This window comes from Dongia sp. (genome assembly GCF_041918875.1).
In the GTDB taxonomy this organism is placed as follows: domain Bacteria; phylum Pseudomonadota; class Alphaproteobacteria; order Dongiales; family Dongiaceae; genus Dongia.
Genome location: NZ_JAYRUV010000026.1, coordinates 12,251 through 37,165 on the forward strand (window position 1 = coordinate 12,251; position 24,915 = coordinate 37,165).

Annotated in this window: 28 protein-coding genes; 16 read left to right on the forward strand and 12 right to left on the reverse strand. The window is 63.3% G+C overall.

What is annotated here, in order from left to right; genetic code table 11:
- Positions 1 to 140: 140 nt before the first annotated feature.
- From rpmH to yihA, 5 genes are read left to right on the forward strand one after another with little or no spacing between them, the layout of a single operon-like run.
- Positions 141 to 275, forward strand: a complete 135-nt coding sequence (gene rpmH / locus ACE3TY_RS20235) for a 50S ribosomal protein L34 (RefSeq protein ID WP_374656400.1) — start codon at positions 141 to 143, stop codon at positions 273 to 275.
- Between the two features lie 55 nt (positions 276 to 330).
- On the forward strand, positions 331 to 705 hold the full coding sequence (rnpA, locus tag ACE3TY_RS20240; protein WP_374656402.1) for a ribonuclease P protein component: 375 nt from the start codon (positions 331 to 333) through the stop codon (positions 703 to 705).
- Positions 702 to 1,004 carry a membrane protein insertion efficiency factor YidD gene (yidD, locus tag ACE3TY_RS20245; RefSeq protein ID WP_374656404.1) on the forward strand — a complete coding sequence of 101 codons (303 nt, stop codon included), beginning with the start codon at positions 702 to 704 and terminating at the stop codon, positions 1,002 to 1,004. Before rnpA ends, yidD begins: the two co-directional genes overlap by 4 nt.
- A gap of 28 nt (positions 1,005 to 1,032) precedes the next feature.
- On the forward strand, positions 1,033 to 2,886 hold the full coding sequence (gene yidC / locus ACE3TY_RS20250; protein ID WP_374656406.1) for a membrane protein insertase YidC: 1,854 nt from the start codon (positions 1,033 to 1,035) through the stop codon (positions 2,884 to 2,886).
- Positions 2,887 to 2,893: 7 nt separating this feature from the next.
- Positions 2,894 to 3,535, forward strand: coding sequence for a ribosome biogenesis GTP-binding protein YihA/YsxC (gene yihA, locus ACE3TY_RS20255; RefSeq protein WP_374656408.1), 642 nt, complete (start codon positions 2,894 to 2,896; stop codon positions 3,533 to 3,535).
- A 289-nt stretch (positions 3,536 to 3,824) separates the two neighbouring features.
- Here the strand turns inward: yihA and ACE3TY_RS20260 are convergent, their stop codons facing one another.
- The 3 genes from ACE3TY_RS20260 to ACE3TY_RS20270 form a co-directional block, all read right to left on the reverse strand.
- Positions 3,825 to 4,388 carry a TetR/AcrR family transcriptional regulator gene (locus ACE3TY_RS20260; RefSeq protein WP_374656409.1) on the reverse strand — a complete coding sequence of 188 codons (564 nt, stop codon included), beginning with the start codon at positions 4,386 to 4,388 and terminating at the stop codon, positions 3,825 to 3,827.
- Positions 4,385 to 4,756, reverse strand: coding sequence for a hypothetical protein (locus ACE3TY_RS20265; RefSeq protein WP_374656411.1), 372 nt, complete (start codon positions 4,754 to 4,756; stop codon positions 4,385 to 4,387). Before ACE3TY_RS20265 ends, ACE3TY_RS20260 begins: the two co-directional genes overlap by 4 nt.
- 84 nt (positions 4,757 to 4,840) lie before the next feature.
- Entirely contained in the window at positions 4,841 to 5,347 is a 507-nt protein-coding gene (locus ACE3TY_RS20270; RefSeq protein ID WP_374656413.1) for a ClbS/DfsB family four-helix bundle protein, read from the reverse strand.
- A gap of 316 nt (positions 5,348 to 5,663) precedes the next feature.
- On the opposite strand from ACE3TY_RS20270, the gene argB reads away from it, so the two are divergent.
- On the forward strand, positions 5,664 to 6,545 hold the full coding sequence (argB, locus tag ACE3TY_RS20275; RefSeq protein WP_374656415.1) for an acetylglutamate kinase: 882 nt from the start codon (positions 5,664 to 5,666) through the stop codon (positions 6,543 to 6,545).
- 11 nt (positions 6,546 to 6,556) lie between these two features.
- Here argB and ACE3TY_RS20280 read toward each other — a convergent pair whose 3' ends face one another.
- Positions 6,557 to 7,333 (reverse strand): substrate-binding periplasmic protein, encoded by a 777-nt coding sequence (locus tag ACE3TY_RS20280; RefSeq protein WP_374656417.1) that lies wholly within the window; start codon positions 7,331 to 7,333, stop codon positions 6,557 to 6,559.
- A gap of 186 nt (positions 7,334 to 7,519) precedes the next feature.
- Here ACE3TY_RS20280 and ACE3TY_RS20285 point away from each other — a divergent pair, with 186 nt between their 5' ends.
- On the forward strand, positions 7,520 to 9,325 hold the full coding sequence (locus tag ACE3TY_RS20285) for a potassium/proton antiporter (RefSeq protein WP_374656419.1): 1,806 nt from the start codon (positions 7,520 to 7,522) through the stop codon (positions 9,323 to 9,325).
- 4 nt (positions 9,326 to 9,329) lie between these two features.
- Here ACE3TY_RS20285 and ACE3TY_RS20290 read toward each other — a convergent pair whose 3' ends face one another.
- The 3 genes from ACE3TY_RS20290 to ACE3TY_RS20300 all read right to left on the reverse strand — a co-directional run bounded on the left by ACE3TY_RS20290 (position 9,330) and on the right by ACE3TY_RS20300 (position 12,334).
- Complete coding sequence (locus tag ACE3TY_RS20290) at positions 9,330 to 10,655, reverse strand: TRAP transporter large permease (protein WP_374656421.1); 1,326 nt, start codon at positions 10,653 to 10,655, stop codon at positions 9,330 to 9,332.
- Entirely contained in the window at positions 10,652 to 11,263 is a 612-nt protein-coding gene (locus tag ACE3TY_RS20295; protein WP_374656423.1) for a TRAP transporter small permease, read from the reverse strand. Before ACE3TY_RS20295 ends, ACE3TY_RS20290 begins: the two co-directional genes overlap by 4 nt.
- An 81-nt stretch (positions 11,264 to 11,344) precedes the next feature.
- Positions 11,345 to 12,334, reverse strand: a complete 990-nt coding sequence (locus ACE3TY_RS20300; RefSeq protein WP_374656425.1) for a TRAP transporter substrate-binding protein — start codon at positions 12,332 to 12,334, stop codon at positions 11,345 to 11,347.
- 125 nt (positions 12,335 to 12,459) lie between these two features.
- On the opposite strand from ACE3TY_RS20300, the gene ACE3TY_RS20305 reads away from it, so the two are divergent.
- The 3 genes from ACE3TY_RS20305 (at position 12,460) to ACE3TY_RS20315 (ending at position 16,361) form a co-directional block, all read left to right on the forward strand.
- Positions 12,460 to 14,463, forward strand: coding sequence for a sensor histidine kinase (locus tag ACE3TY_RS20305; RefSeq protein ID WP_374656427.1), 2,004 nt, complete (start codon positions 12,460 to 12,462; stop codon positions 14,461 to 14,463).
- Positions 14,460 to 15,062, forward strand: a complete 603-nt coding sequence (locus tag ACE3TY_RS20310) for a response regulator transcription factor (RefSeq protein WP_374656429.1) — start codon at positions 14,460 to 14,462, stop codon at positions 15,060 to 15,062. Before ACE3TY_RS20305 ends, ACE3TY_RS20310 begins: the two co-directional genes overlap by 4 nt.
- Positions 15,063 to 15,188: 126 nt before the next feature.
- A complete protein-coding gene (locus tag ACE3TY_RS20315) occupies positions 15,189 to 16,361 on the forward strand; it encodes an LL-diaminopimelate aminotransferase (RefSeq protein ID WP_374656431.1) in 1,173 nt (390 codons plus the stop codon).
- 5 nt (positions 16,362 to 16,366) lie between these two features.
- On the opposite strand, the gene ACE3TY_RS20320 is transcribed toward ACE3TY_RS20315, so the two are convergent.
- Together ACE3TY_RS20320 and ACE3TY_RS20325 are read right to left on the reverse strand one after the other, a co-directional pair.
- Complete coding sequence (locus ACE3TY_RS20320) at positions 16,367 to 17,074, reverse strand: glutathione S-transferase N-terminal domain-containing protein (protein ID WP_374656433.1); 708 nt, start codon at positions 17,072 to 17,074, stop codon at positions 16,367 to 16,369.
- Positions 17,075 to 17,174: 100 nt separating this feature from the next.
- Entirely contained in the window at positions 17,175 to 19,151 is a 1,977-nt protein-coding gene (locus ACE3TY_RS20325) for an NAD(P)-binding protein (protein WP_374656435.1), read from the reverse strand.
- Positions 19,152 to 19,307: 156 nt separating this feature from the next.
- On the opposite strand from ACE3TY_RS20325, the gene ACE3TY_RS20330 reads away from it, so the two are divergent.
- The 5 genes from ACE3TY_RS20330 (at position 19,308) to ACE3TY_RS20350 (ending at position 23,376) form a co-directional block, all read left to right on the forward strand.
- Complete coding sequence (locus ACE3TY_RS20330; RefSeq protein ID WP_374656437.1) at positions 19,308 to 20,135, forward strand: helix-turn-helix domain-containing protein; 828 nt, start codon at positions 19,308 to 19,310, stop codon at positions 20,133 to 20,135.
- A 12-nt stretch (positions 20,136 to 20,147) separates the two neighbouring features.
- Positions 20,148 to 20,618 (forward strand): hypothetical protein, encoded by a 471-nt coding sequence (locus ACE3TY_RS20335; RefSeq protein ID WP_374656439.1) that lies wholly within the window; start codon positions 20,148 to 20,150, stop codon positions 20,616 to 20,618.
- Positions 20,615 to 21,358 (forward strand): hypothetical protein, encoded by a 744-nt coding sequence (locus ACE3TY_RS20340; RefSeq protein WP_374656441.1) that lies wholly within the window; start codon positions 20,615 to 20,617, stop codon positions 21,356 to 21,358. The genes ACE3TY_RS20335 and ACE3TY_RS20340 overlap by 4 nt, the downstream gene beginning before the upstream one ends.
- Positions 21,348 to 21,656: an HNH endonuclease gene (locus ACE3TY_RS20345; protein WP_374656443.1), complete on the forward strand. Its 309-nt coding sequence runs from the start codon at positions 21,348 to 21,350 to the stop codon at positions 21,654 to 21,656. Before ACE3TY_RS20340 ends, ACE3TY_RS20345 begins: the two co-directional genes overlap by 11 nt.
- Positions 21,657 to 21,744: 88 nt before the next feature.
- A complete protein-coding gene (locus tag ACE3TY_RS20350; RefSeq protein ID WP_374656445.1) occupies positions 21,745 to 23,376 on the forward strand; it encodes a terminase large subunit in 1,632 nt (543 codons plus the stop codon).
- A gap of 13 nt (positions 23,377 to 23,389) precedes the next feature.
- Here ACE3TY_RS20350 and ACE3TY_RS20355 read toward each other — a convergent pair whose 3' ends face one another.
- The gene (locus ACE3TY_RS20355) at positions 23,390 to 23,620 is read right to left on the reverse strand and encodes a hypothetical protein (RefSeq protein ID WP_374656447.1); all 231 of its coding nucleotides are present in this window, start codon (positions 23,618 to 23,620) and stop codon (positions 23,390 to 23,392) included.
- A gap of 507 nt (positions 23,621 to 24,127) precedes the next feature.
- On the opposite strand from ACE3TY_RS20355, the gene ACE3TY_RS20360 reads away from it, so the two are divergent.
- The gene (locus tag ACE3TY_RS20360; RefSeq protein WP_374656449.1) at positions 24,128 to 24,343 is read left to right on the forward strand and encodes a hypothetical protein; all 216 of its coding nucleotides are present in this window, start codon (positions 24,128 to 24,130) and stop codon (positions 24,341 to 24,343) included.
- Between the two features lie 37 nt (positions 24,344 to 24,380).
- On the opposite strand, the gene ACE3TY_RS20365 is transcribed toward ACE3TY_RS20360, so the two are convergent.
- Both ACE3TY_RS20365 and ACE3TY_RS20370 read right to left on the reverse strand, forming a co-directional pair.
- The gene (locus tag ACE3TY_RS20365; RefSeq protein ID WP_374656451.1) at positions 24,381 to 24,635 is read right to left on the reverse strand and encodes a hypothetical protein; all 255 of its coding nucleotides are present in this window, start codon (positions 24,633 to 24,635) and stop codon (positions 24,381 to 24,383) included.
- A 34-nt stretch (positions 24,636 to 24,669) separates the two neighbouring features.
- A complete protein-coding gene (locus ACE3TY_RS20370; protein WP_374656453.1) occupies positions 24,670 to 24,849 on the reverse strand; it encodes a DUF2158 domain-containing protein in 180 nt (59 codons plus the stop codon).
- Between the last annotated feature and the right edge of the window lie 66 nt (positions 24,850 to 24,915).

Here is a 24,915-nt window from a genome sequence, read left to right on the forward strand (position 1 = left end):
CAAGGTATACGGCGGCGGCGCACTAGCCTATAAGCACCGGCTTGCCGCCGGTTTTGCGGCGCTGTCGATTGACTCCGGCCGGGGCTTTCTTTATATAGCCGCGCCAAACCGCAACTGATTGAATTCCGTGGAGATTTACCGTGAAACGTACCTATCAGCCGAGCAAGCTGGTCCGTAAGCGCCGTCATGGCTTCCGCTCGCGCATGGCGACTGCCGGTGGCCAGAAGGTCATCTCGTCGCGCCGCGCCAAGGGCCGCAAGCGTCTCAGCGCCTGAACCGGCGCTGACGACACTTGTTGCCAGCCTTTATCCAAAGCTCAAGCCCAGCACGATGACCCGCATCGGCCGCCTGAAACGGCGTGCCGAATTCCTGGCCGCCGCGAGCGCAAACCGCAAATGGGTGGCGCCAGGCCTGGTCCTGCAGGCGCGTCGGAACGAGTCTCCATCCACATCGATTGATGTACGCCTCGGCTTCACCGCGAGCCGCAAGGTCGGCAACGCCGTGCTGCGCAATCGCGCGCGCCGGCGCCTGAAGGCGGCTGCCGCCGAGGTGCTGCGTGAAACGGCGGTCACGACCATGCCGACCGATCTGGTCCTCATCGCGCGGCCGGCGACGGTCGATCGCGATTACAAGGCGCTGATGGAAGATTTCCGCCGCGGCCTCAAGAAGCTGGGCGTCGCCGCAACCGTGCGGCCGGCGCCATGAACGCGCGACGGAAAACCGGCGGGTGGCGCCTGATCGGCACCGTGCCGATCCGCTTCTATCAGCTGACCCTTTCCGGCTTCGTCGGCTTCCATTGCCGCTATCAGCCGACCTGCTCGGCCTATGGGATCGAAGCCATCGAGCGGCACGGCCTGATCAAGGGCATGGCCCTTACCTTCCGGCGCATCGCGCGCTGTCACCCCTGGGGCGGCAGCGGCTATGATCCGGTGCCCGGCAGCGACGCCGCGCACGAACACACGGAACTCTGCAGCCATCGTCCGGCTGCCGCCTCCCGCCAATAAACCTTATATCTGGGATTCGATCGTCATCATGATGCCGCAGACCGACAAGAAGAACATGATCATCGCCATTGCCTTGTCGGCGGCGATCATCTTCGGCTGGCAATTCTTCTATGAAATGCCGCGCCTGGAGAAGCAGCAGGCGGCGCAGCAAGCCCAGCAGGCCGAACAGGCGCAGCAGCAACTGGCGCAGGCCGCCAGCAATGCCGCCAGCACGCAATCCACTGGCACGCAATCCACTGGCACCGCCGCCACGGCAACGGCGCCCGGCGATGCCACGGCGGCCTCGCTGCCCCGGGCCGAAGCGCTGGCGCAAGGCCCGCGCGTCGCCATCGACGCACCCAAGCTCAAGGGTTCGATCGCGCTCAAGGGCGGCCGCATCGACGATCTTGTCCTGAACCATTATCGCGAGACGATCGAGCCCAACAGCCCGAACGTCGTGCTGCTGTCGCCGGCCAAGGCGCAGCATGCCTATTTCGCCGACACCGGCTGGGTCGGCGCCCCGGGTGTTGCGACGCCCAATGCCGAGACGCTGTGGAGCGCCAGCGGGACGACGCTCACCCCGCAATCGCCGCTGACCCTGACCTGGGACAATGGTGCCGGCCTCGTCTTCACGCGCAAGATCTCCATCGACGACGGCTATATGTTCAAGGTCGAGGAATCGGTTGCCAACAATGGTGCCGCGACCGTGGCCCTGGCGCCCTATTCGCGTGTCGTGCGCTTCGGCCTGCCGCCCTCACCCAGCCAGACCTATGTGCTGCATGAAGGCCCGATGGGCGTGTTCGACGGCACGCTCAACGAGGAAAGCTATAGCGGCGTCAAGGACCAGGCCGAGGATGCCGAGGGCAACGAACCCAAATCGGTCAACTTCGCCAGCACGGGCGGCTGGCTCGGGATTTCCGACAAATATTGGCTGGTGGCCCAGATAGCCCCCGCCGACGCAAGCATCAAGGCCCGCTATCTCTACGAACCCAAGCTCGATTCCTATCAGGCCGACTACACCGCCGACATGCGCGACGTGCCGGCCGGCGGCGGTTCCGCCAGTTTCACGCACCAGGTCTTCGCCGGCGCCAAGGAAGTGAGGCTGCTCGAAGCCTATCGCGACAATCTGGGCATCCCCCTCTTCGAGCGCGCGGTGGATTTCGGCTGGTTCTTCTTCCTCACCAAGCCGCTCCACGCCTTCCTCGACTGGATCGTGCGCTATATCGGCAATATGGGCATCGCCATCCTGCTGCTGACCGTCTGCGTCAAGGCGGTGATGTTCCCGCTCGCCAACAAATCCTATGCGTCGATGAGCAAGATGAAGGCGCTGCAGCCCAAGATGGCCGAACTCAAGGAACAGTTCGGCGAAGACAAGGCGCGCTTCCAGCAGGAAATGATGGCGCTCTACAAGAAGGAGAAGGTCAACCCGGCCGCCGGCTGCCTGCCGATCCTGGTGCAGATCCCGGTCTTCTACGCGCTCTACAAGGTGCTCTACGTCACCATCGACATGCGCCAGGCGCCGTTCTTCGGCTGGGTGCACGATCTTTCGATGCCGGACCCGACCTCGTTCCTCAACCTGTTCGGCCTCATTCCCTGGGAGCCGCATCTCTATTTCAACATGCCGATCGTCGGCGCCATCATCCATCTGCTGTCCATCGGCATCTGGCCGCTGATCATGGGCTTCACCATGTGGGCCCAGATGCGGCTCAACCCGACGCCGCCGGATCCGGTGCAGGCCAAGATGTTCGCGGTGATGCCGTTCATCTTCACCTTCATGCTGGGCTCGATGCCGGCCGGGCTCGTCATCTACTGGGCGTGGAACAACACGCTCTCCATCGCCCAGCAGAAATACATCATGTACAGCCAGGCCAAGAAATCGGCCAAGCTGCCGAAGAAGGCCTGAGCCCAAGGTGAGCGGCGAACGCAAGGCGGGCGAACGGACTCACGGCGACAAGCTGTTCCAGCGTGAATGCCAATTCGTGGCGGGCGCCATGAAGCTGGAACAATTGCCGCCGATGGGGCCCATTGAAGTGGCCTTCGCCGGCCGCTCGAATGTGGGGAAGTCGAGCCTCCTCAACGCGCTCACGGGGCGAAAGGCGCTGGCGCGCGTCTCGCAGACGCCGGGCCGCACCCAGCAGCTCAACTTCTTCGACCTCAATGGCGAGTTGGTCCTCGTGGACATGCCAGGCCACGGCTATGCCAAGGTCGGCCGCGCCAAGGTCGCCGAATGGTCGGAACTGATCGAAGGCTATGTGCGCGGCCGCGCGAACCTGCGCCGCGTGCTGCTCCTCATCGACAGCCGCCACGGCTTCAAGGAAAGCGACGAGGCCCTGATGGACCTCCTCGACCGCTTCGCCCTCTCCTACCAGGCGGTGATGACCAAGGCCGACACGCTGAAACCGGCGGCCCTTGAAGCCAACCGCAAGAAATTCACCGAAGCCATCCGCAAGCGCCCGGCAGCGCACCCGGAGATCCTGGTCACCAGCTCCGAGACCGGCGCCGGCATGAGCGAACTCCGCGACACATTGGCGGATCTCGCGGCACAGGGGTAAGGGCACTTTCCCAAATTCGTCATGCCCGGGCCCAGTATTTGTCCCTCTGGCCGGGCATCTGTCAGCAACTGAGGAACAGAGCCCAGTCGGCCCTGATCCCCGGGTCAAGCCCGGGGATGACGAGTTACAGAAGGCCACGTGCGATAGCTCTGCGCTTCATCGATAGGGCAAAAGCATATGGCGCCCATTTCCCAAATTGTCATGGCCCGCTTCAGGCGGGCCATCCACGAATTTCTATCCGCTGCGATGAAAGCGCGTTACTCAATCGGAGTCTGACCCCGATTTTGTTTCATGCATGGCGTGGCCTTGAAATCAGCCTGGTGAAGGTCCTGTGCAGGCGTTCAAGCTCGTCCAGGCCGCGCTCGGGGCCGATCAGCGGCAGGCCGACATAGGCGGCGTATTCGATGGTCGCGAGATCCTTGGCGGCGCGCGCCGGGAAGCCGCCGGCCGCCTGATGGAGACGGGCGAGATAGGCGATCCGCATTTCGTCCACCTTGGCGACCGCCGCCGCGATCAGCGGGCTCTTGCCGGCCAGCTTCCGCATGCCCTGGTCAAGCCTGGCGTCGAGCCGCACGGCGATGGCATTGAGCCTGGCGAGGCGGTCCCGGGGCGATGCCGCAGCATCGGCGTCCCGCATCACCGTCTCGGTGTTGCGCGCGCGCCAGTGTGTCGCGAGGGCCGCCAGAAACGCATCGAAGCTGTCGAAATGGGCATAGAAGGACCCCTTCGTCTTGCCGGCCCGGCGGCAGAGCGCATCGATGGTGATGGCGTCCGGCCCGTGGCTCGACAATTCCGTGAGTGCGATCTCGACCCAGTCCCGCGCGGAGACACGGGGCTTCTTCTCCCGCCTCATGCGAGGTGACCGGCAAGACCCAGAAGGCCGATGGGGAGGAACAGCGCCCATTGGCCGAACAGCAGCGGCGGCAGCCGGAATCTTGCAATCATGCCGAGGCTCCAGAGCGCGAACAGAAAGGCGATCCCGGTGGCGAAGAGCGCCAGATCCGCCGCCATGCCCGCCCGCGCCGAATAGGCGAAGGCCACAGCCAGCGCGCCAATGACAATCGTCACCAGATGCCAGCAATAGTAATTGGTGAACTTCGCCAGGCGATCGAGCTCGGCCGCGGCGAGGAGCGGGCGCGCCGCCTCGCGCCCGCCCATGACGACATGCAGCCCGCAGGTAAAGGCCGACAGGCCGGCCGCCGCGGCAAACCATCCATTCACCGGCATTCTCCTTATCAAGAAAGATACCATACCGTATGGTATCAATTAGGAAAATGCAAGGCCGATCCGCGTCCTAGGATGGTGTCAGTCCGATCTCGCGAGCCATTTGCGGATGCGGGTACGCGCGTTGGCGTAGGGGGATGAGGTGTTGAGCTGGATCATCCGGCCCTTTGTCCACTTGTCATACCAGGGGCGGCCATAAAGTTCGTCGTCCGACCGGTGCGATATCGCCTCGACAAGCCTGTCCTTGGCACTTGTCAGGCGGCCGAGCAACTGCGGATAGCCGAGTGACTGACAATCCTCGTAGAACTTCCGCGCCAGCAGGCCAAGCTGGTTCCATTTGAAGCCGGTTTCCGGGAAATCGACACTGGCGCCCTTATCGTCCAGATCCAGCCATTTCAAGACCAGTTCGTTCCAGCCGACAAGGTAGGAAACCAGGTCGGCTGGGCTCATGGTCGTGCCCGCGGCATGACCGTCGAGCGTGCATTCGCGGGCGCGTTCTTCCGGAACGCGCGCCAGATCAGCCAGAAGCTTGTCGAAATTCGCGGTGATTGCGGCCAGCAACTCCGCCTTGGAGGTGGGGACAGCCATATGGTTTTCCTTGCAGCATATGAACTGATAGCAGGAATTGGGGCATGGCCTCAATTTCCCCGATTGCCGCAGGCACAGCCTGGCGTGCCTCGGGCGGCCCAGGCTTGCCTTCGCCTGACGTTCCCGCCGCGTGACATATTCGTGCGGCCGAACCCCTCGAATCTTTCCCGCCGTTTCGCGCGCCGTTTCGCGCCTGGGGACAGGCCGGGGCCTGCCGCCACCCATGAATTCCCACTTGATTTTACAGTCCCCCGACCGCACTTTGCGCGCCGGATTACCCTTTCCACCCCACCCCTTCCGCAGCGATGGTCGCAAGATGAGCATTACGGACACCAAATACTGGTTGAAGACGGCGCGGACCCTGACCGACGCTCTGCCCTATATGCAGAAATATGCCGGCAAGCGCTTCGTCATCAAATATGGCGGCCATGCCATGGTGGATAAGGAGCTGTCCGACATCTTCGCCCGCGACATCACGCTGCTGCGCCAGGTCGGTATCCTGCCGGTCGTCGTTCATGGCGGGGGCCCGCAGATCGGCGAGATGCTGAAGCGGCTGAGCATCCAGTCGCGCTTCGTCGATGGCCTGCGCGTCACCGACGCCGCCGCCATGGAAGTGGTCGAGATGGTGCTGTCCGGCTCCATCAACAAGCAGATCGTGGCGGCGATCAACGCCGCCGGCGGCAAGGCCGTGGGCATTTCGGGGAAGGACGACAATCTGCTCCATGCCAAGAAGACCGAGATGACCAAGGATGGCGAACGGGTCGATCTGGGCCTCGTCGGCGAGCCGGACAAGGTCAATCCCAGCATCATCCGTTCATTGGAACAGGCCGGCGTCATTCCGGTCATCGCCCCCGTGGGCTTCGGCCCGGACGGGCAGACCTACAACATCAATGCCGATACGGCGGCCGGCGCCATCGCCGCCGCCATCGGGGCCTCGCGCCTCCTCATGCTGACCGACGTGCCGGGCGTCCTCGACAAGTCCGGCCAGTTGATGCAGCAGCTCACCGCCGGCGAAGTGCGGGCGCTGGCCGCCGACGGCACGATTTCGGGCGGTATGATCCCGAAGCTCGAGACCTGCCTCAGTGCCGTCGAAAGCGGCGTCGAGGCGGCCGTCATCCTCGATGGCCGCGTGCCGCATTCCATGCTGCTGGAAATCTTCACGCCCCAAGGCATCGGCACGCTGGTGACCCGGGGGTAGCCAAAGGCCGGCTAATAGAACGTCACGCGTTCCATGCCGTACCTGCCGAGAATGGGCGCGTAGGCGCCCTCCGCGCGCATGACTTCCAGCACGCGGTCGAATTCCGGCAGCAGGCCGGCATGCGGCGATTGCTTACCCAGGCACAGGACGTATTCGAACAAGTCGGCGACCATCGGCAGCACGACAAGTTTGTCCTGCAGGCTGTATTCGCGCAGGTAGTAGGCGCCCGCCGTCGTGGTGACGAAGGCGAGGTCGCCGCGCCCCTTGGCCAGTCCACGCAGAGACGCCTGGAAGTCGGCCGCGAAAAATACATTGTGCTCGGCCAGGTTCTGCTTGGCCCAGCCATTCCCCAGATAGCTCACGATCTCGAACGATTTGAAGTCGGCAAGATCCGTCGCCGCCTCGATCTCCTGCCGGCGCGGATGGTCGGCGCGCACCAGGGGATGAAGCGGGGCCCGCAATACCGGAATGCGGCCGCAACTGGCATATTCTGCACGCGCCTTGGTGGCAATGGTGATGAATCCGTCCGCTTCGCCCTGCCGCACCATCTGCTGGGCGCGTTCCCACGGATAGAGCGCGGTATCGACGGGTTGGCCGAGCCGGGCGAAGACCTCGCGCGCGACATCGACGAATATGCCGCGAACCTCGCCCTCATCCTCGAAAGAGAGCGGCACCAGGTCAGCAGCGAAAACGAGCCGGACCGGCTCCTTGGCAATAGCCCGCCCGGCGGGGTAGAGAGCGACCGCCGCACCCAATGCAATGACGATCAGCGATCTCAGTCTTGCCATCGGCGGACCTGTCCCCCGTGCCGGGATTGCCTGCTGGAGTGTACCAAAACGGCGGATTTTAGCGAGGCCGGACCGCTTGCCCTTTGCGGTGCGGCAAGCGAACTGACTATATTGACCGGCATATAGGATCGGATAGCCGGTGCGGGGCGAAAGCCCCGGGCCGGCCGGAGCAAGGAGCGCGCGCGGTTGGCCCTCATCAATCAGCTTATCTTCCTGGGCGCCCTCCTCGCGCTGATCAGCATCCTGCTCGGCCAGATTTCCTCGCGCCTGGGGGCGCCGCTGCTGCTCGTCTTCCTCGTGCTCGGCATGTTGGCGGGCGAGGACGGCCCGCTCGGCCTGCAGTTTCAGAGCTATGAGGCGACCTTCGCGGTCGGTTCCATCGCCCTTGCCATCATCCTATTCGAAGGCGGCCTGCGCACCCCGCGTGAAGTCGTCCGCCTGGTGTTCTGGCCTTCCCTGACCTTGGCGACGCTCGGCGTGCTGCTGACGGCGCTGTGCATGGCCGGCATGGCCGTGCTGGTGATGGGCATGCGGCCGCTGGAAGGCATTCTCATGGGGGCGATCCTGGCTTCGACGGATGCCGCGGCCGTCTTCATGCTGCTGCATGGCCAGGGGGTCGCGGTCAACGCCCGCGTCGGCGGTACGCTGGAGCTGGAATCCGGCATGAACGACCCGATGGCCGTGTTCCTGACCCTGATGGCGGTGCATCTGGTGCAGGCCGGCTCGAACGTTTCGGGCTGGTATGTGCTTGGCAGCTTCGGCCTCGAACTGATCGGCGGCGGCCTCATCGGCGCCGCCGGCGGCTTTGCCTTGCGCTGGCTGCTGCAGCGCCTGACCCTGAGCGCCGGCCTCTACCCGGTCCTGGCGACAGCCGGCGCGCTGCTCATCTTCGCCGGGACCAACAGCCTGCATGCCAGCGGTTTCCTGGCGGTCTATGTGGCCGGAATCATGCTGGCCCAGGCCCCTTATCGCGCGCAGCAGGTCATCACGCGCTTTCTCGACGGCCTTGCCTGGCTGGCCCAGATCGCCATGTTCCTGATGCTGGGCCTGCTGGTGACGCCTTCCGACCTGCTGGCGGACCTGGCGGCGGCGCTGCTGCTGGCCTTCGGCCTCATCCTGGTCGCGCGGCCAGGCGCCGTCATGCTGTGCCTGCTGCCCTTTCGCTTCAACTGGCGCGAGCGCGGCTTCGTGGCCTGGGTGGGCCTGCGCGGCGCGGTGCCGATCTTTCTCGCCTCGATACCCATCCTGGCCGAAGTACCCAATGCGCAGGTCTATTTCAACGTCGCCTTCGTCGCCGTGCTGACCTCGCTCATCGTCCAGGGCTGGTCGGTGGGCCGCGCGGCGCGTTTCCTCGGTCTCGAAGTACCCGCCGCGGTCCATCATGGGCAGGACCTCGACATCAGCCTCGGCCATGGGTCGAGCCGGGAACTCGCCGGTTTCCGCGTACAGGACAGGGCCCGGGTGCTGCACGACGATTACGGCGCGATCCATCTGCCGCCCCAGGCCGAGATCATCAGCGTCATCCGCGATTCCGCGCCGGTCGCCCTTTTTCGCGAGATGCGGCCGCTGATCGGCGATTACGTCATCGCCATCGCGCCGCCGGCGGAGATCGCGGGCCTGCATCAGCATTTCGTGCATCACGAGGCGGACGAACCGTCGGCGCCCGCCGGCTTCGGCGAGTTCGTGTTCGAAGCCGAGACGCCGGCCAGCGACCTCGCCCTCATTTACGGCTTGCCGATCGGCGTGGCGGCGAAGGATCTGTCGCTCGGCGCCTTCCTCCATGCGCAGTTGGGCCTGCATGTCGTCGCCGGCGACCGCGTGAAACTGGGCGAGATCGAGCTGGTCGCGCGCGATGTCAAGGACGGGCGTATCCAGCGCATCGGCCTGGAACTCGAAGATACGCGCATGCACCTGCCGGTCACCCGCACCTTGCGCAAGTTGCGCCACCCGATGAAGACCTGGCGTGCTTTCCGGCGCTTGAGCGGACTGTAACCTTCTAAAGCATCCCCAGCATGCGCGGCAGCCAGAGCGATATTTCCGGCACATAGGTGACCAGCGCCAGGAAGGTCAGCATGGTCAGCAGCCACGGCCAGACCGCCACGGTGAGTTCGGTGATCCCCATGCGCGTAATGCCGCTGGCGACATATAGATTGAGGCCGACCGGCGGATGGCACATGCCGACCTCCATATTGACGATGATGAGGATGCCGAAATGCACCGGATCGATGCCGAGCTTCACCGCAACGGGAAAGAGGATCGGCGCCAGGATCAGCACGATCGATGAAGGTTCCATCACGTTGCCGGCCGCCAGCAGCAGCAGATTGACGATGAGCAGGAAGGCAAACCAGTTGAGCCCGCTATCGACGATCCAGGCCGCCATCGTCTGCGGCACGTTCTCGTGCGCCATGACGAAGGAGAACAGCACGGCATTGGTGATGATGTAGAGCAGCATCGCGCTCATGCTGGCGGAATCGAGCAGCACCTTGGGCACGCGGGCGAGCGGCATGTCCTTATAGACGAAGACGGCGACGATGAAGGCATAGACGGCGCTGATCCCGGCGGCTTCGGTCGGCGTGAAGATGCCGCTGTAGATGCCGCCGATGACGATGACGATGAGCAGCAGGCCCCAGATGGATTCGCGGCAGGCCTTGATCCTCTCGGCCCAGGCGGCCGGCTTCATGCGCGGATAGTTGAACTTCCAGGCGCGGTAGAAGGTGGTGAGGCCGAGGCAGGCGGCCAGCATCAGGCCGGGGATCACGCCGGCCATGAACATGGTACCGACCGATGCGGCGCCAACGACCTGGCCGTCCGGCCCTTCGATCATCATGCCGCTGGTCGCCACGCAATAGATGACCATGACGATGGAGGGTGGAATGAGGATGCCAAGCGCCCCCGAGGTCGTGATGATTCCGGCGCCGAATCTCTTGGGGAAACCCTGCTGCAGCATGGCGGGCAGGATGATCGAGCCGATTGCCGCCACGGTCGCCGGCGACGAGCCGGAAACGGCCGCAAAGAGCGCGCAGGCGATGACCCCGGCCAACCCCAGCCCGCCATGCCAGTGGCCGACCAGCGAACGGGCGAAATCGATCATACGGCGGGCGACGCCGCCATGGGTCAGGAAATTCCCGGCCAGGATGAAGAACGGGATCGCCATGATCTCGAACTTTTCGATGCCGGTGAACAGCTTCAACGCCACGGATTCGATCGGCACTTCGGTAAGGAAGAACAGGTAGCTGAGGACGGTAAGACCCAGCGAGATCGAAATCGGCATGCCCGTCAGCATGAGAATGACGAGCAGCCCGAAGATTATGGCGACGTTCATGGATGGGCCTCCTTCTCCAGGCCCTCGACGTGACCGTAATCGTGATGCGGCAGCGCTACGCCATGGGCGAATCTCCAGGCGACCTGCAGAAAGCGGAAGCACATCAGGTAGGAACCAGCCGGCACGGCCAGGTAGACCAGCCACATCGGCAGTTCGAGGTCGGCCGATATCTGGTCGGTATGCGCCATTTCCCACACGAAAGTGGCGCCGAGCGATCCGACGATGACGGTAAAGAAGGCACCGGCCAGCAGCCCAAACAGGATGCAGACGCGCCGCTGTCCTTCGGGCAGGCGGTTGACCAGTACGTCCACGCCGACATGAATGCCGGTGCGCACGCCGTAGGCGGCGCCGAATTTCGCCATCCAGACGAAGAGATAGATGCAGAGCTCCTGCGCCCAGGTCAGGTTGACCGACTGGAAGGCCTTGAACAAGCTGCGTGCGAAGCCGAACAACCAGGGCAGATCGTGCGCGCGTGCCCATGCCGACAGGTCGGCGGCCGCTCCGATCCCGAAACGGTGCACGACCGCCACGAAGATGACGAGAGTCGCCGCCGCCATGAGCGAGGCGATGAGGGTTTCTTCGGCGCGGTCGAGTGATCGCAGGAACATGGCATGCACCGCCCGGGCGATGCCGCTTGACGCGGTATCGCCCGGGGCGGTCCCCTTGGTCTGGTTCAGAAGGTCAGCCGGTCAGTTAGCGGCGCCGGTCGCCTGGTAGATCGACTGGATCAGATCCTTACCGACCCGCTCCGCCACCTCGTCATGGACCGGACGCAAGGCCTCCATCCATGCGGCACGTTCCTCGGCCGTCTGTTCGTGGAACTCGGTCTTGCCGGAAGCCTTCATCGCCGCGAGCGCCTTGTCATTCTCGGCCTGGGCGATTTCATTGGCATAGGCGGTTGCCTCGACCATCGCCTTGTCCAGCGCCGCGCGGATTTCTTCCGGCAGTTCGTCCCAGAACTTCTTGTTCACGATCACCGCATAGCCGAGATAGCCGTGATTCGAGATGGTGGCGTGCTTCTGCACCTCGTGCATCTTCTGGGTGAACATGTTCGACGGCGGATTTTCGGTGCCGTCGACGACACCGGTCTGCAGCGCCTGATAGACTTCGGAGAAGGCCATCACCTGCGGAACGGCGCCCAGCGCCTTCATCTGCGCCTCCAGCACCTTGGAGGATTGGATGCGCAGCTTGAGGCCGAGGAAATCGTCCGGCACCAGCAGCGGCGAATTGGCGCTCATGATCTTGAAACCATTGTCCCAGTAAGCGAGACCCCTGATGCCCTTGTCTTCCAGCTTGGCAAAAAGCTGCTTACCGACGTCGCCGTCGAGCACCTTGCGCAGGGCAGCCTTATCGGGAAAAATATAAGGAAGGTCGAATGCTTCGTATTCGCGTACACCGAGCGGGCCGAACTTGGCGAGCGAGGGTGCCAGCATCTGGACGGCGCCAAGCTGCAGCGCTTCCAGCTCTTCCTTGTCCTTGTAGAGCTGGGAGTTGGGATAGACTTCGACCTTGACCTTGCCGTCGGTATATTTCTCGGCCAGTTCCTTGAAGCGGTCGGCGGCCTTACCCTTCGGCGTGGCGGGCGCCACGACATGGCTGAACTTGATGACGATTTCCTGGGCGAAGGCCGGCACGGCGAAAAGGGTCGCAGCCAGCACGGCCACGGCTAGGCGTTTCATGATTTCCTCCCATTTTGAGTCCGGGCGGTTGGTCCCGCCTTGTCTTGATCCTGCCGGTATCGCGCAATTCCATCCGCTGCGCTATTGTGGGTTTCCACAATCGACCAAGATATCGGGGAGCGCGCTTGGGCGGCAGCGGCCGAAATAGCTGGGCTTTGAACGGTACGGCGCAGCGCCGGGTCATGCTGGGGAGCCGGCGCGAGCAATGGATGGCCCTGGTGCCGGCGGCGGCCATTCTGCTGGTCCTGGGACTCCTCGGCGCCCTCCTCTGGTTCATGGACCGGCAGGAGCGCGACGCCAAACGGATCACGCTCATCAACGATGCGCTGTGGGTCGAACAGGCGCTGCGCTTCGCCATCCAGTCCGATCAGGACGATCTGGCGCAACTCGCCTTCGAGATCAGCCATGGCCTCCCGCCCCAGATCGTACGCGACCGCTTCGAACATATCGTCCGCAACAGCCCGGAAATCGCCGAACTGGCCTGGCGCGATGCGGCCGGCGCAACCCAGGCAGCCATCCCCGGCAGCTTTGCCGAACTGGAAGCGGCACCCGCCAGCGCCAGCGGCCGCACACGCGAACTTGCAGTGCAGACCGGCAAGAGCCAATTCTCGCCCGCTTTCAAATCGGCGGAACGGAGATATCTGATGGAGCTCGCCATTCCGCTCTACCGGGATGTGAAACCCGCCGGCCTGCTGATCGCGCATTTCTCGCTGGATGCGCTTCTGGCGAGCCAGGTTCCCTGGTGGGTGGCGCAGCAATATCAGGTGACGTTCGAGAACCAGGATGGCGAGACGCTGGCGCGAAAGTCGCAGAGCATGGCCGCATCCGGCCTGACGCGACACGCGATCCTGTTCGACCCGCCGGGCGGCGGATTGCTGCTTACCGTCGAACCATTCAACGACCGCACCGATCTGGCCGGCAATGCGCTCATCGCCGCGATCGTCTGGTTCTCCCTTCTCGCCATCGCCAGCCTTATCGTGACGCGCTCCAACATGAAGCGCCGCAGCCTGGCCGAAGCCGCCTTGCGCGAGGAACACGCATTCCGCAAGGCGATGGAGGAATCGCTGACCGTCGGCATGCGCGCCCGGGATCTCGACGGCCGGATCATCTATGTCAATCCGTCCTTCTGCAACATGACGGGCTTCAGCGAAAAGGAACTGATCGGCCGGACGCCGCCGATGCCCTATTGGGTGCCGGAGGATATGGACCGGACCATGGAACTTCATCGCATGGTGCTCGACGGCCGGGCGCCCAGCGAAGGATTCGAAATCAAGTTCCAGCGCCGCAACGGCGAGCGTTTCGATGCCCTCGTTTACGAGGCGCCGCTGATCGACGCCGAAGGCCGGCATTGCGGCTGGATGGCTTCGGTCGTCGACATCACCGAGCGCAAGCTTATGGAAGACATGTCGCGCCAGCAGAACGAAAAGCTGGCGCAGACGGCCCGCCTCGTCACCATGGGCGAGATGGCCTCGACCCTGGCGCACGAACTCAATCAGCCGCTTGCCGCCATTTCAAGCTATGCCACCGGTTCGATGAAACGTCTGGAGACGGAGGCCATACCGGTGGCCGACCTCAACGAGAATTTCGGGAAGATCTCGGCCCAGGCGCAGCGCGCCGGACAGATCATCCGCCGCGTGCGCGCCTTCGTGCGCAAGAGCGAGCCGAAGTTCGAAGTGCTGGATATGGACGAACTGATCGCCGACACGCTCGACTTCGTTGCCGCCGACCTCAAGGCGCGCCATGTCACTGTCGACTTCACCGCCGATCGCGCCATCGCCAAATGCCGTGGCGACCAGATCCTGCTCGAACAGGTCCTGCTCAATCTGGTGCGTAATGCCATCGAAGCCATGGCACGAACCGTTCCGCATTGGCGCATGCTGACCATCCGGCGCCATCAGCAGGGCGATGAGATCGTCGTTTCCATCGCCGACAGGGGACCCGGCATCGGCGCCGACATCAGCGCCAGCCTGTTCGTGCCTTTCGCCACCACCAAGACCGAGGGCATGGGCATGGGCCTCAATATCTGCCGCACCATCGTGGAACTGCATCGCGGCCGCATCTGGTTCGAAAATCGGCCGGAGGGCGGCGCCATCTTCCTGTTCTCGGTGGCGGCGGAGGATGTGCCATGAGCGAGTTCGTTCATATCGTCGACGATGACGATGCCGTGCGCGATGCGCTGGCCTATCTCTTCACCTCGGCCGGACATGCGGTGAAGACCTATGCCTCGGGCGAGGCCTTTCTGGCGGATGGCGGCGTCGAGGCCGTCGGCGCCGCCGTGTTCGACATCCGCCTCGGCGGCATTTCGGGGCTGGAATTGCACCGGCAGCTAAAAGCCATGGGCAGCATCCTGCCAATTGTGTTCCTGACCGGGCATGGCGATGTGCCGCTGGCGGTCGATGCCATCAAGAGTGGCGCTCACGATTTCCTGGAGAAGCCGTTCGACGATGGCGAGTTGCTGCGCATCGTCGGCGAGGCCCTGGACGCCGCCAAGCTCGCCCGGCACCGGCAGGAAGCGGAAACCGCGCGCCAGGATCGGCTGGGCGCCCTGTCCGAGCGCGAAAGGCAGATCCTGCCCCTCCTCATCGCCGGCAAGCCGAACAAGGTGATCGCCGCCGAACTCGACATCGCCGTGCGCACCGTCGAAGTGCACCGCTCGCGCGTCCTCGCCAAGATGGGCGTTCGCACCGTGGTGGAGCTTGCCTCCATCCTGCCGCGATCGACCTCCTGAACGAATGTAAAGTAGCCGCCGGCGCCCATCGTGTAATTGACAGCCCTTGGGAAGCAGGTCAGCCTGCGCGCCCCGCGATGCCGGCGATGGCATTGCATTACCGCCAGCCGAAGGACCGATCGACCGATGGATGCCGAGTTCCACCGCACCAAGCGCCTGCCGCCTTATGTGTTCGCCGAAGTGAACAAGCTGAAGGCCGCCGCCCGAGCTGCCGGTCGGGACATCATCGATTTCGGCATGGGCAATCCCGATCAGCCGCCGCCCAAGCATGTGAGCGATAAGCTGGCCGAAACCCTGCAGGATCCGCGCGCTCATCGCTATTCGAACTCGCGCGGCATTCCGGGCCTCCGCAAGGCGCTGGCGGCCTATTACGCGCGGCGCTTCAATGTCGAGATCGATCCGGAACGCGAGGCGATCGTGACCCTGGGTTCCAAGGAGGGTCTTGCCAACCTTGCCCAGGCCATCACCAGCCCCGGCGACGTCATCCTGGCGCCGAACCCTTCCTATCCAATCCACGCCTTCGGCTTCATCATCGCGGGTGCCGCCATCCGCTCGATCCCGTTCCATCCGGACAATGAGTTCCTGGTGGCGATGGACCGGGCCGTGCGCCATTCCGTGCCCAAGCCCTTGGCGGTCATCGTCAACTACCCCAGCAACCCGACGGCGGAAGTGGCGACCCTCGATTTCTACCACGAAGTCGTTTCCTTCTGTCGCAAGCATGAGATATTCATCATCTCGGACATCGCCTATGCCGAGGTCTATTTCGACGGCAATCCGCCGCCCTCGATCCTTGAAGTGCCGGGCGCCAAGGAGATCGCGGTCGAGTTCAGCTCGCTCAGCAAGACCTATTCCATGCCCGGCTGGCGCATCGGCTTCTGCGCCGGCAACCAGCGCCTGATCGGTGCGCTCACGCGCGTCAAATCCTATCTCGATTACGGTGCCTTCACGCCGATCCAAGTGGCGGCCACCGCGGCTCTCAACGGCCCGCAGGATTGCGTCGAGGAGATGCGGGCGCGCTACAAAAGCCGCCGCGACGTGCTGATCGAAGGTCTCAATGCCGCCGGCTGGCCCGTACCGGCACCCGCCGCCTCGATGTTTGCCTGGGCGCCGATCCCGGAACGCTACCGCGAATTGGGCTCGCTGGAATTCTCCAAGCTGCTCATCGAGAAAGCCGGCGTCGCCGTGGCGCCGGGCATCGGCTTTGGCGAATATGGCGACGACCATGTACGCCTCGCTTTGGTCGAGAACGAGCACAGGACGCGCCAGGCGATCCGCGCCATCAAGGCGGCGCTGAAATAGCGGCCTCAGGCCGGACGGGCCGGAATGGCGAGGCCGCGCTGCACCGCCGGCCGCGCAAGGCCGCGCTCGAGCCAGGCCGGCACGTTCTTCAGCCTGTCATAGCCGACCAGATCGCCGGCGCCATAGAAGCCGATGAGATTGCGCACCCAGCCCAGATGCGCGATGTCGGCGATGCTGTATTCGTCGCCCATCAGCCAAACGCGCCTCTCGAGCCGATCCTCGATCACGCCCAGCAGGCGCTTTGATTCGTCGACATAGCGCTGCAGCGGCCGCTTATCCTCGATCTCCCTGCCGGCAAATTTATGGAAGAAGCCGACCTGGCCGAACATAGGCCCCACCGCCGCCATCTGGAAATAGACCCATTGGATGGTCTCCATGCGCAGGATGGGATCGGCCGAGAGCAGCTTCCCGGTCTTCTCGGCCAGATATTGCAGGATCGCCCCGGATTCGAAGAGCCCCAGCGGTCGCCCACCAGGCCCGTTGGGATCGATGATCGCCGGGATCTTGCCATTGGGATTGAGCGACAGGAATTCCGGCAGCCAGCTCTCGTTCTTCGTGATGTCGACCAGATGCGGCTCATAGGGGAGCCCAATCTCTTCCAGCATGATCGACACCTTGACGCCGTTGGGCGTCGGCAGCGAATAGAGCTGCAGCCGATCCGGATGCTGCGCCGGCCAGCGCTTGGTGATGGGGAAGGCGGAGAGATCGGGCATGGGCGGGACCGAGATCGGTGGAGAAAGGGAGCAGCGATGCCGCCACATCGCCGCTCCCCGCGCAAGTCACAAGATTGCAGGGGTCATATGCGGACCGCCGCTACAGCCCCAACGCCGCCCGTGGGGGCCCGGGGAAATCCGCAAAGGCAGGAAGGTCGCCCGGATCGCCGAGCAGTTCGCGAACGGCGCGCGCCGCCTGGTCAACCGCCGAATGCGCATAGGCATAGGCACCCGCATCCGAATTGGCGATCGCGATGCGGCCCCAGGGCTTGCGCGCCTTGACGATCGGCAGCTCGCCATCGGGCCAGTAGGTGTCCCACGGCCGCATATACTCATAGGCATAGCCATGGGACCAGCGATTGCAGGTAATGCCTTCGATATCCCGCGCCGGATCGAAGCCGGCGCCGCCCAGCGCCCGGGCCAGCATGTCGCGGATTTCGCGCTCCATATCCTCGAAAGTCATCGTTACCAGGGCCTGACGGCCGGCGGCGCATTGCGCGCGCGTGGAAATCCCGGCCTCGCCGGTAAGCGGCACCTTGGAAAGATGCAGGATGATCGGTTCGCTGGGCTCCTGCGGGAATTTGTAGTCTCCCATGCTGACCGGGAAGTCGATCGACGCGCCGTGCCAGAAGCCCGACGGACATTCGAAACCGCGGATGCCCAGCTTCGCCAGCGCCTCCCAATTACGAAGCTGCACGTTCGTGTAGATGAGCGGCACCTTCACCTGATCGTTCAGCGCCGCCACCTGCTCCGCAGGCAATTCGTCGGTGATGAAGGGGATGACGCGATGCCAGCAGGCCAGGACGACATGGCCGGCCGTCACGGCGTAGAGCTTGCCCTGGTTATGATAGACGATCTCCACTTCCTCGGCGTTGTCGGGCGCACCCACATGCTTCACCCGCATCGCCGGGGCGTTGATGCGCACGCGGGCCGCGTTCCCGGGCAGATCTAGCTGGGCGTAATCGACCGGATTGGTGGCGAGGCTTTCCATCCCGTCGCCGGGCAGAGCTGCCGGCACCAGGGCCCGCAGCAGTGCCCGGGCAAGGCCGGCATTGCCATCGGGAAAATGGAAGATATAGGGATCCGGATCGGTCAGCGCGAGCCGCCCGCTGGGACTCATCGTCTTATAGGCCCTGTCGCCGAGATCCATGCCGTCGAAGCCCGGATTCCAATTACCCCAGGCATCGAGCGCCGTCGTGCCGTCGATGCCCATGCCGAAATAGCCTTCGGTCGAGTTCTGGAAATAGGCGACGAGCTGCTGGTCATAGCCGCAGATCCTGGTGAGGAACTCGGCATAGGTGGTTTCGGAGAGAATTTTCATCTTCTCTTCCCGCGACTTGCCGGGCAGGTAGTCGCGGGGGCTGTCGAGAAGCTCGATGAGATCCTTCTTCGCTTGCTCGTTGAGTGGCGTCTCCGGAACCCACTCCGCCGCCTTTTCGCTCTGCTTCACCAACCTGTCTTCGCCGAACACTTCCTTGCGGAACAGCACCGCCTCGCCGAGGCCCCGCTTCTCCGACCATTCGCGGTCGTAGAATGTTTTGAATTTCTCGGTGTCGATGCCGATATCCAGCAACAGCTTGGTGACGGCGGGCGAAAAATAGCTCGGCGTCTGCAAGGATTGGGACCCGCCATAGCCGATGAGTTTCCGGCCATCCCCGGCGGTGAATTCGTTGCGGCGCGCATGGCCGCCGAAATCGTCCTGCGCCTCCAGGACCAGTACCTTGGCATCCTCGCCATGCTGCTGGCGATAGAGAAAGGCCGCGGCGAGACCGCTGATGCCCCCACCCACGACGACGAGGTCATAACGTTCGTCCAGTGCTTCGATCTCTCCCGCATTCTGCCAGAAACGATTGTCGCGCAAGGCATGCACCACGTCCATGGCGCCCGCATTGTGGCCGCGCAGACCGGTCAGGCCTGGCGGATAGGCGCCGTCGGCAGCTGTCGCCGGCCGTGCCTTCATCATGCCCGCGCCATAGGCGGCAAGCGCGCCGGCGGTCACGGCGACGCCATTCATGAAATCTCGGCGGCTGATCTTGCGATCCATCCCCAAGGCGCGGTCGCGTTCGGACATCGACATTTCAATCTCCCAGTTCGTTTCTTCAGATTCGTTGGATGACCCAAGGATGCCGGCTGCCTCCTTCCATCAGCAATTGAAAAATAGCGTCAATTCGACGCGACCTGTGGTACAAACAGCGTCAGTTAGCGTCAGGAATAGCCTTGAAGTACAACCGCCATGTCCGCCGCCAACCTGCCCTTGAACCTTCGGACGCTCTGCGCCTACAGCCATTCGATCAGCGATGTCTGCCGCCGCGCCGGCATCAATCGGCAGCAGTTCACGAAATATCTGAACGGTGGCGGCCAGCCGTCCCTGCGCTCGCTGCGCCGCATATGCGATTTCTTCGGCGTGGAAGAGCACGAGATTCTGATGGAGCCTGGCCGCTTCCGCGAACTCGTGCGCCTGCGTCCGCCGCGTCTCGCCGCCGAGGCCGCCGCGCCCATATTCGACCCCGGCGCCGTCCTCATGGCACAGCTTGCCTCGTGCCACGATGCCGACATCGCCCGCTCTCTCGTCGGCTACTATTTCCTCTACCAGCGCGATGACCGATGGAACGCGATGATCAACCGCTCACTGGTACGCCTGGCCGCGACGGCCAAGGGCCTTGCCATCAAGGCGCTCGACATCTTCTCCGGCGGCACCTCGACCATGCCTTCCTGCGTCAAATATGCCGGCACCGGTTTCGTGCTCGACGGGCGCGCTCATCTCATGGTCCGCGAATGCCTGATCGGCAAGGCGATCTGGTATGGCAGCTTCTACCTCACCGATTTCGACCGGAATCCTTATCTGAGCGGCCTCAGCATGGGCGTGGAGCCGGATCCGCGCGCCGAAGTCATTGCGCTGCGCACCGTCCTGCAGTTCATCGGCACCGAGATCGACGTTCGTGCCGCGGTTCGCCGCTGCGGCCAGATTCCGGAAAGCTCCCCGGAATTCAACGATATCGTCCGCCACTCGACCCTCAACGACCAACGCGACGGCGACGCCGTCTTCGCCTCGCGCCTATAGCCGCCGCCTCCAATGAGCGGCCCGGACAAAAAGGGAATGGTGGGCCCGGAGGGGCGCAAAACTTCTAAGACCGACAGCAGCTTGCAGTGTCAAACCGGCGAAAATCGTCTCATTGATGCAAAAGAGCTATTCCAAGGATCGTCAAACCCAGAGCCACCCGATTCGGAACGAAAAAGCCCCGACGGGCCGGCAAGCACCGTCGAGGCTGATCTTCGAAATCTAGGGCAGGCGCAGAATACCCCCGACGACACTGAGGCGCAAGGCCGCGATTGGTCATGGTCGCTCGACCAGGACGATGTCGTCGTCCCGACGCAGCTTGCGGTCGCGGTTTACGAGGTGCCGAGCGGTCGCATCTGCATCCGGCAGGAGGCCGATTGCGATGAAGAGGCCGACAGCTACATCTTGCTGCACCCGCGCCACTTGGATGCCCTGATAGAGCGGCTGACACTGATCAGGCGGCACACCCTGGGCGGTGGCAAATGAGCAGGAAAGCCAATAAAACCGGCCGCGGCGGCGGGGAGCGCTTCGTCGCCCTAAAGCACGTCATGCTCGAATCGCTGGCGTGGCGCTCACTCAGCAGCGATGCCAAGGCTCTCCTGATCGATGTCTGGCAACGCCACAACGGCACCAATAACGGCTACATCGGCTATGCCGTTAGAGAGGCAGAGGCCATCGGCATCGGCCGCAACAGGGCGATGCGGGCCTTCAATGAGCTCGTCAACCATGGCTTTCTCAAGGTCGCCAAGCAGTCCTCGTTCACCACCAAAACGAAGGAGTCGAGGACATGGGAACTGACCGGCGAGAAGGTCGGAGACGAGAAGGCTTCAATGGACTTCATGAGGTGGTCGGCGGCGCATGGACAGTCCCACCAGCGTGACCGTGATCGAGGCGACAAAAGCAAAACACGGTCACACCAGCGTGACGCACGGTCCCACCAGCGTGACCGTGACCCCCAAACTGGTAATGAAATTACCTCTGACAGTCCCACCAGCGTGACCGTGATCGCCAAAAATGCCCTTTCACGGTCACACCAGCGTGACACATCTATTGTACCAGGTACCCGTAACGAGAAGATCGCCTCGCTTCCTTCCTTAACTGCCTCTTTTCAGCGACCAGCAGCGCTCTGTCGGGACGAAAAACCAAAATTGGCCCTCGGCAACGTTCGGGTTGAGCCTGATGACATCATCGAAGCTGACTTCAGGACTGCGGACGATGCCGCGTGATCCGTTCTATTCATCGGCCACCTGGAAGCGGCTCCGGCTGGCTGCACTGAAGCGTGATGGCGGTAAATGCATCGTGAAGGGCTGCGGTGCCCGAGCCACCCACGTTGACCACATCGTGAGCAGACGCAACGGCGGTGCTGACGCGTTGCCGAACCTGCGCAGCCTGTGCGCCAGCCACGATGCCCAGATCAAGGAACGCAGCGACGGCACCCGCAAGCGCGACGGTAAGCCCGTGGTGGTGGGCTGCGATGCCAACGGATGGCCCCTCGACCCCGACCATGCCTGGAACAAGCCATGACGAGGCACAAAAAAATCTCTCAGCGCTTGGGGCTCGGAACCGTTCGGGGCACGCAAACAGAGTTAGTTCATGATGGGGCGGCCGGCTGATGGGCGCACGAGGTCCCGGCGCCAAGCCTGCCCGGAAACGGTCGGAGGCGCCCCAGCGGCGCGGAAAGCGCCCGTCCCGGCCGGCCTGGAAGCGATCGGGACTGACGCGTGGGCAGCGGGTCATCAAGTTCGTCGAGACGCTCACGATCACGATGGGCCCCGAGGCTGGCAAGCCGTTCCGTCTCCGGCCGTGGCAGAAGGCCATCATCCGGCGCGTCTATGACGGCAGCAACGCCGACGGCACGCGCCTGGTCAGAATGGCCTTGCTGACCATGGCCAGGAAAAACGGCAAATCCGCCTTGGTGGCCGCCCTCGCCCTGGCGCATTTCGTCGGGCCGGAAGCCGAGGCCCGCGGGCAGATCGTCTCGGCAGCGGCTGACAAGGCGCAAGCCGCGATCATCTTCCGCGAGATGAAAGCCATGATCCTGGCAGATCCCGGCCTTTCGGATCGGATCATCATCCGTGAGTTCAACCGGGAAATGGAGGACGTCGAGACCGGCAGCACCTACCACGCCCTTTCGTCCGACGTCGCCACCAAGCATGGCCTCAACCCCTCGCTGGTGATCTATGACGAGCTGGCGCAGGCGCCTGATCGGGAGCTTTTCGACGTGCTGGAAACAGCCCAAGGCGCACGATCAAATCCCCTGTTCTGGGTCATCAGCACGCAAAGCCACGATCCGCTTTCCGTCATGTCCGAGCTAGTCGACTATGCCAAGGACGTCGACGCCGGGGTGGTCGAGGATCCGCGTTTTGCCGGATTTGTTTTCGCCTGCCCCGACGATGCCGACCCCTTCGACGAAAGCTTGTGGCCCCTCGCCAATCCGGCCTTGGGCGATTTCCGCAGCCTTGACGAGCTCCGCGCCTATGCCGCCAAGGCCCGGCGCCTGCCGGCCCGCCTGCCCAAGCTCAAGAACCTCTATCTCAACATGCGGGTTGATGCCGTGGCCGGGCTCATCGGTGCTGCCGATTGGAAGGCCTGCGCCGGCACCGTCGACCCCGATTCGCTGATCGGGCAGCGGTGTTTCGGCGGCCTCGACCTCAGTTCGACCCGCGACCTTACCGCCCTCGTCTTGTTCTTCCCGGACAGCGGCGCGGTCCTGGTCAATGCCTGGGTGCCCGGCGACACGCTCAAGGAACGCGAGGAAACCGAACGGTTGCCCTATGCGCTGTGGCGCGACCGAGGCATCCTGCAGGCGCCCGCTGGCCGCGCGATCGACAAGAAAGCCGTGGCGATCAAGGCGGCCGAATTGGCGGAGCGGTATGATCTTGTCAGCATCGCCTTCGACCGCTGGCGCATCGAGGAGTTCAAGGCCCGGCTTGACGAGGAAGGAATCGACCTGCCGCTCGAGGAATGGGGGCAGGGCTTCAAGGACATGGCCCCGGCGATCGATGCCGTCGAGGATCTGGTGGTCGAGGCGAAGCTCAGGCACGGCGGCAATCCGCTACTGACAAGCCATGTCGCCGCGGCCGTGGTCGATATCGATCCGACCGGCGCGCGTAAGCTCAACAAGCGTAAGGCGCGGTCTCGAATTGATTGCCTGCAGGCCTTGTGCATGGCGGTCGGCATCGCAGCCAGGGCGCCGGCCGATGTGGAACTGGATTTCAGCGCGCTGGCGATGGTTTCGGCGTGATGGTGATTGCGGTTTAGTAGCGCCAGCCCTGCTTGAATTCCTGAATGAACCATTGCTCGGCGTCGTAGTCTGCGCTGATTGACGATCTAAAATTCAGATAGTGGGAATATCCCTTGGCATGCAGCCAGGTCTTGAACTGCGAAAAGCTTGGATCACTTTCTGCGGCACGAGCGATTCCGACCTCTCTCCCCCAATCGTGGCAGAGGCCACGGATTGCTTTCTCGCAGTCATCTTTTTTCATCATCTTCTATTTCCTCAGCCATCCATCATCGTTGGGTTTCCCCACAAAGAACGCCCGTCGCGCACCTTCAAGAGCGCGGCGAATCGCATTGGGCTCGGTAGCATGCTTGACATCCCGTGCGGCCTGCCGCTGCGCTGGCGTTGTTGCATCTCGCTCCAAATCCCAAACGCATGACCTGATCCTGTCCCAGTCGATTGGCTCTCGGAATGCGGCTGAAATCGCTTGGTCGATTGACTGTTCTAGCGGGTGCATCGTGTGGTCCTCCTAAGCAATCTTGACACAACCTGAAATCACGCGCATCGTGTTCGCGGTGCTCAAAACACCTTGATTGCATAGGCGGCCCCCGTCCCGACAGGCGAGGAGTTCCTGCTAGAATCATGTCGGGGGTGCGACGGAATAAGGCCAGCAATGGCTCGAAGAAGTCCGCGCGACCTATGCCGCGTTTTGAGCCCCCGACACCAGGCGGGACCTGGCACATGGCCTCAAAAGCCACGCATAGGAGCAATCGCAATGACTACAAAATCACGTGTCACCCGCCATCGGGACGGATCGGTTACGTTCAAATTCTCGAGGCCAATCACGATGAGTGTCGGTGCTGCTACCGTCGAGAATATCCTCATGCGGTTCTATATCGACGCCACCGGCACCATCCGACAGCGGCAGCGCCCACTGCTGCGCGAGCCTAAGTGGCCGGCGGGGTTAGATCGCAAGACGGCAATGTTCTAGCCCACCGGGCCCCGCCCTTAACGGCGGGGCTTCTTTTTCAGATCTCAGCAATCGAAATCGCGGCCGGTTCGATATCGTTCTCATCCGCAATCGCGCGGTCAACCGCTTCGATCTGCTTCTGAACCTCCAAGAAGTCAGGCCCCCACGCGCTGCCGGCGTCAGACTCAGGCGGCCGGCCCATGCGTTGTCCTTGGGCTTCCTTCGCCATTTCTCGTCGGCGACTCACGAGAGCCTGCCGAAGTTCCCGGAGCGCGCCGGTGTATTCGTTCTCCAAAACCTCGACCCGCATCATTTCCTCCCTGATCGCAATATAGATCGGCGCATGGTCATCGGATGATATCCAAACTGTCGACCAGGAACGTCGAGTTCTTCAACTCGTCTTTGTCATTGAACCACTCGCAGCCGATCCGCGTCTCGCCCTCATCGTGCTCGACCCATCGCACCGTCATCTCCGGTCCACCACTCTTCAACTGCACTACTTTGCCCTTCACGATAGCGTCAGCCATTCTTCCCTCCCTGATTGCAGTCATACTCTGGCACAACCTGAAACTGCAAACAAAGCGAAAAAGCGT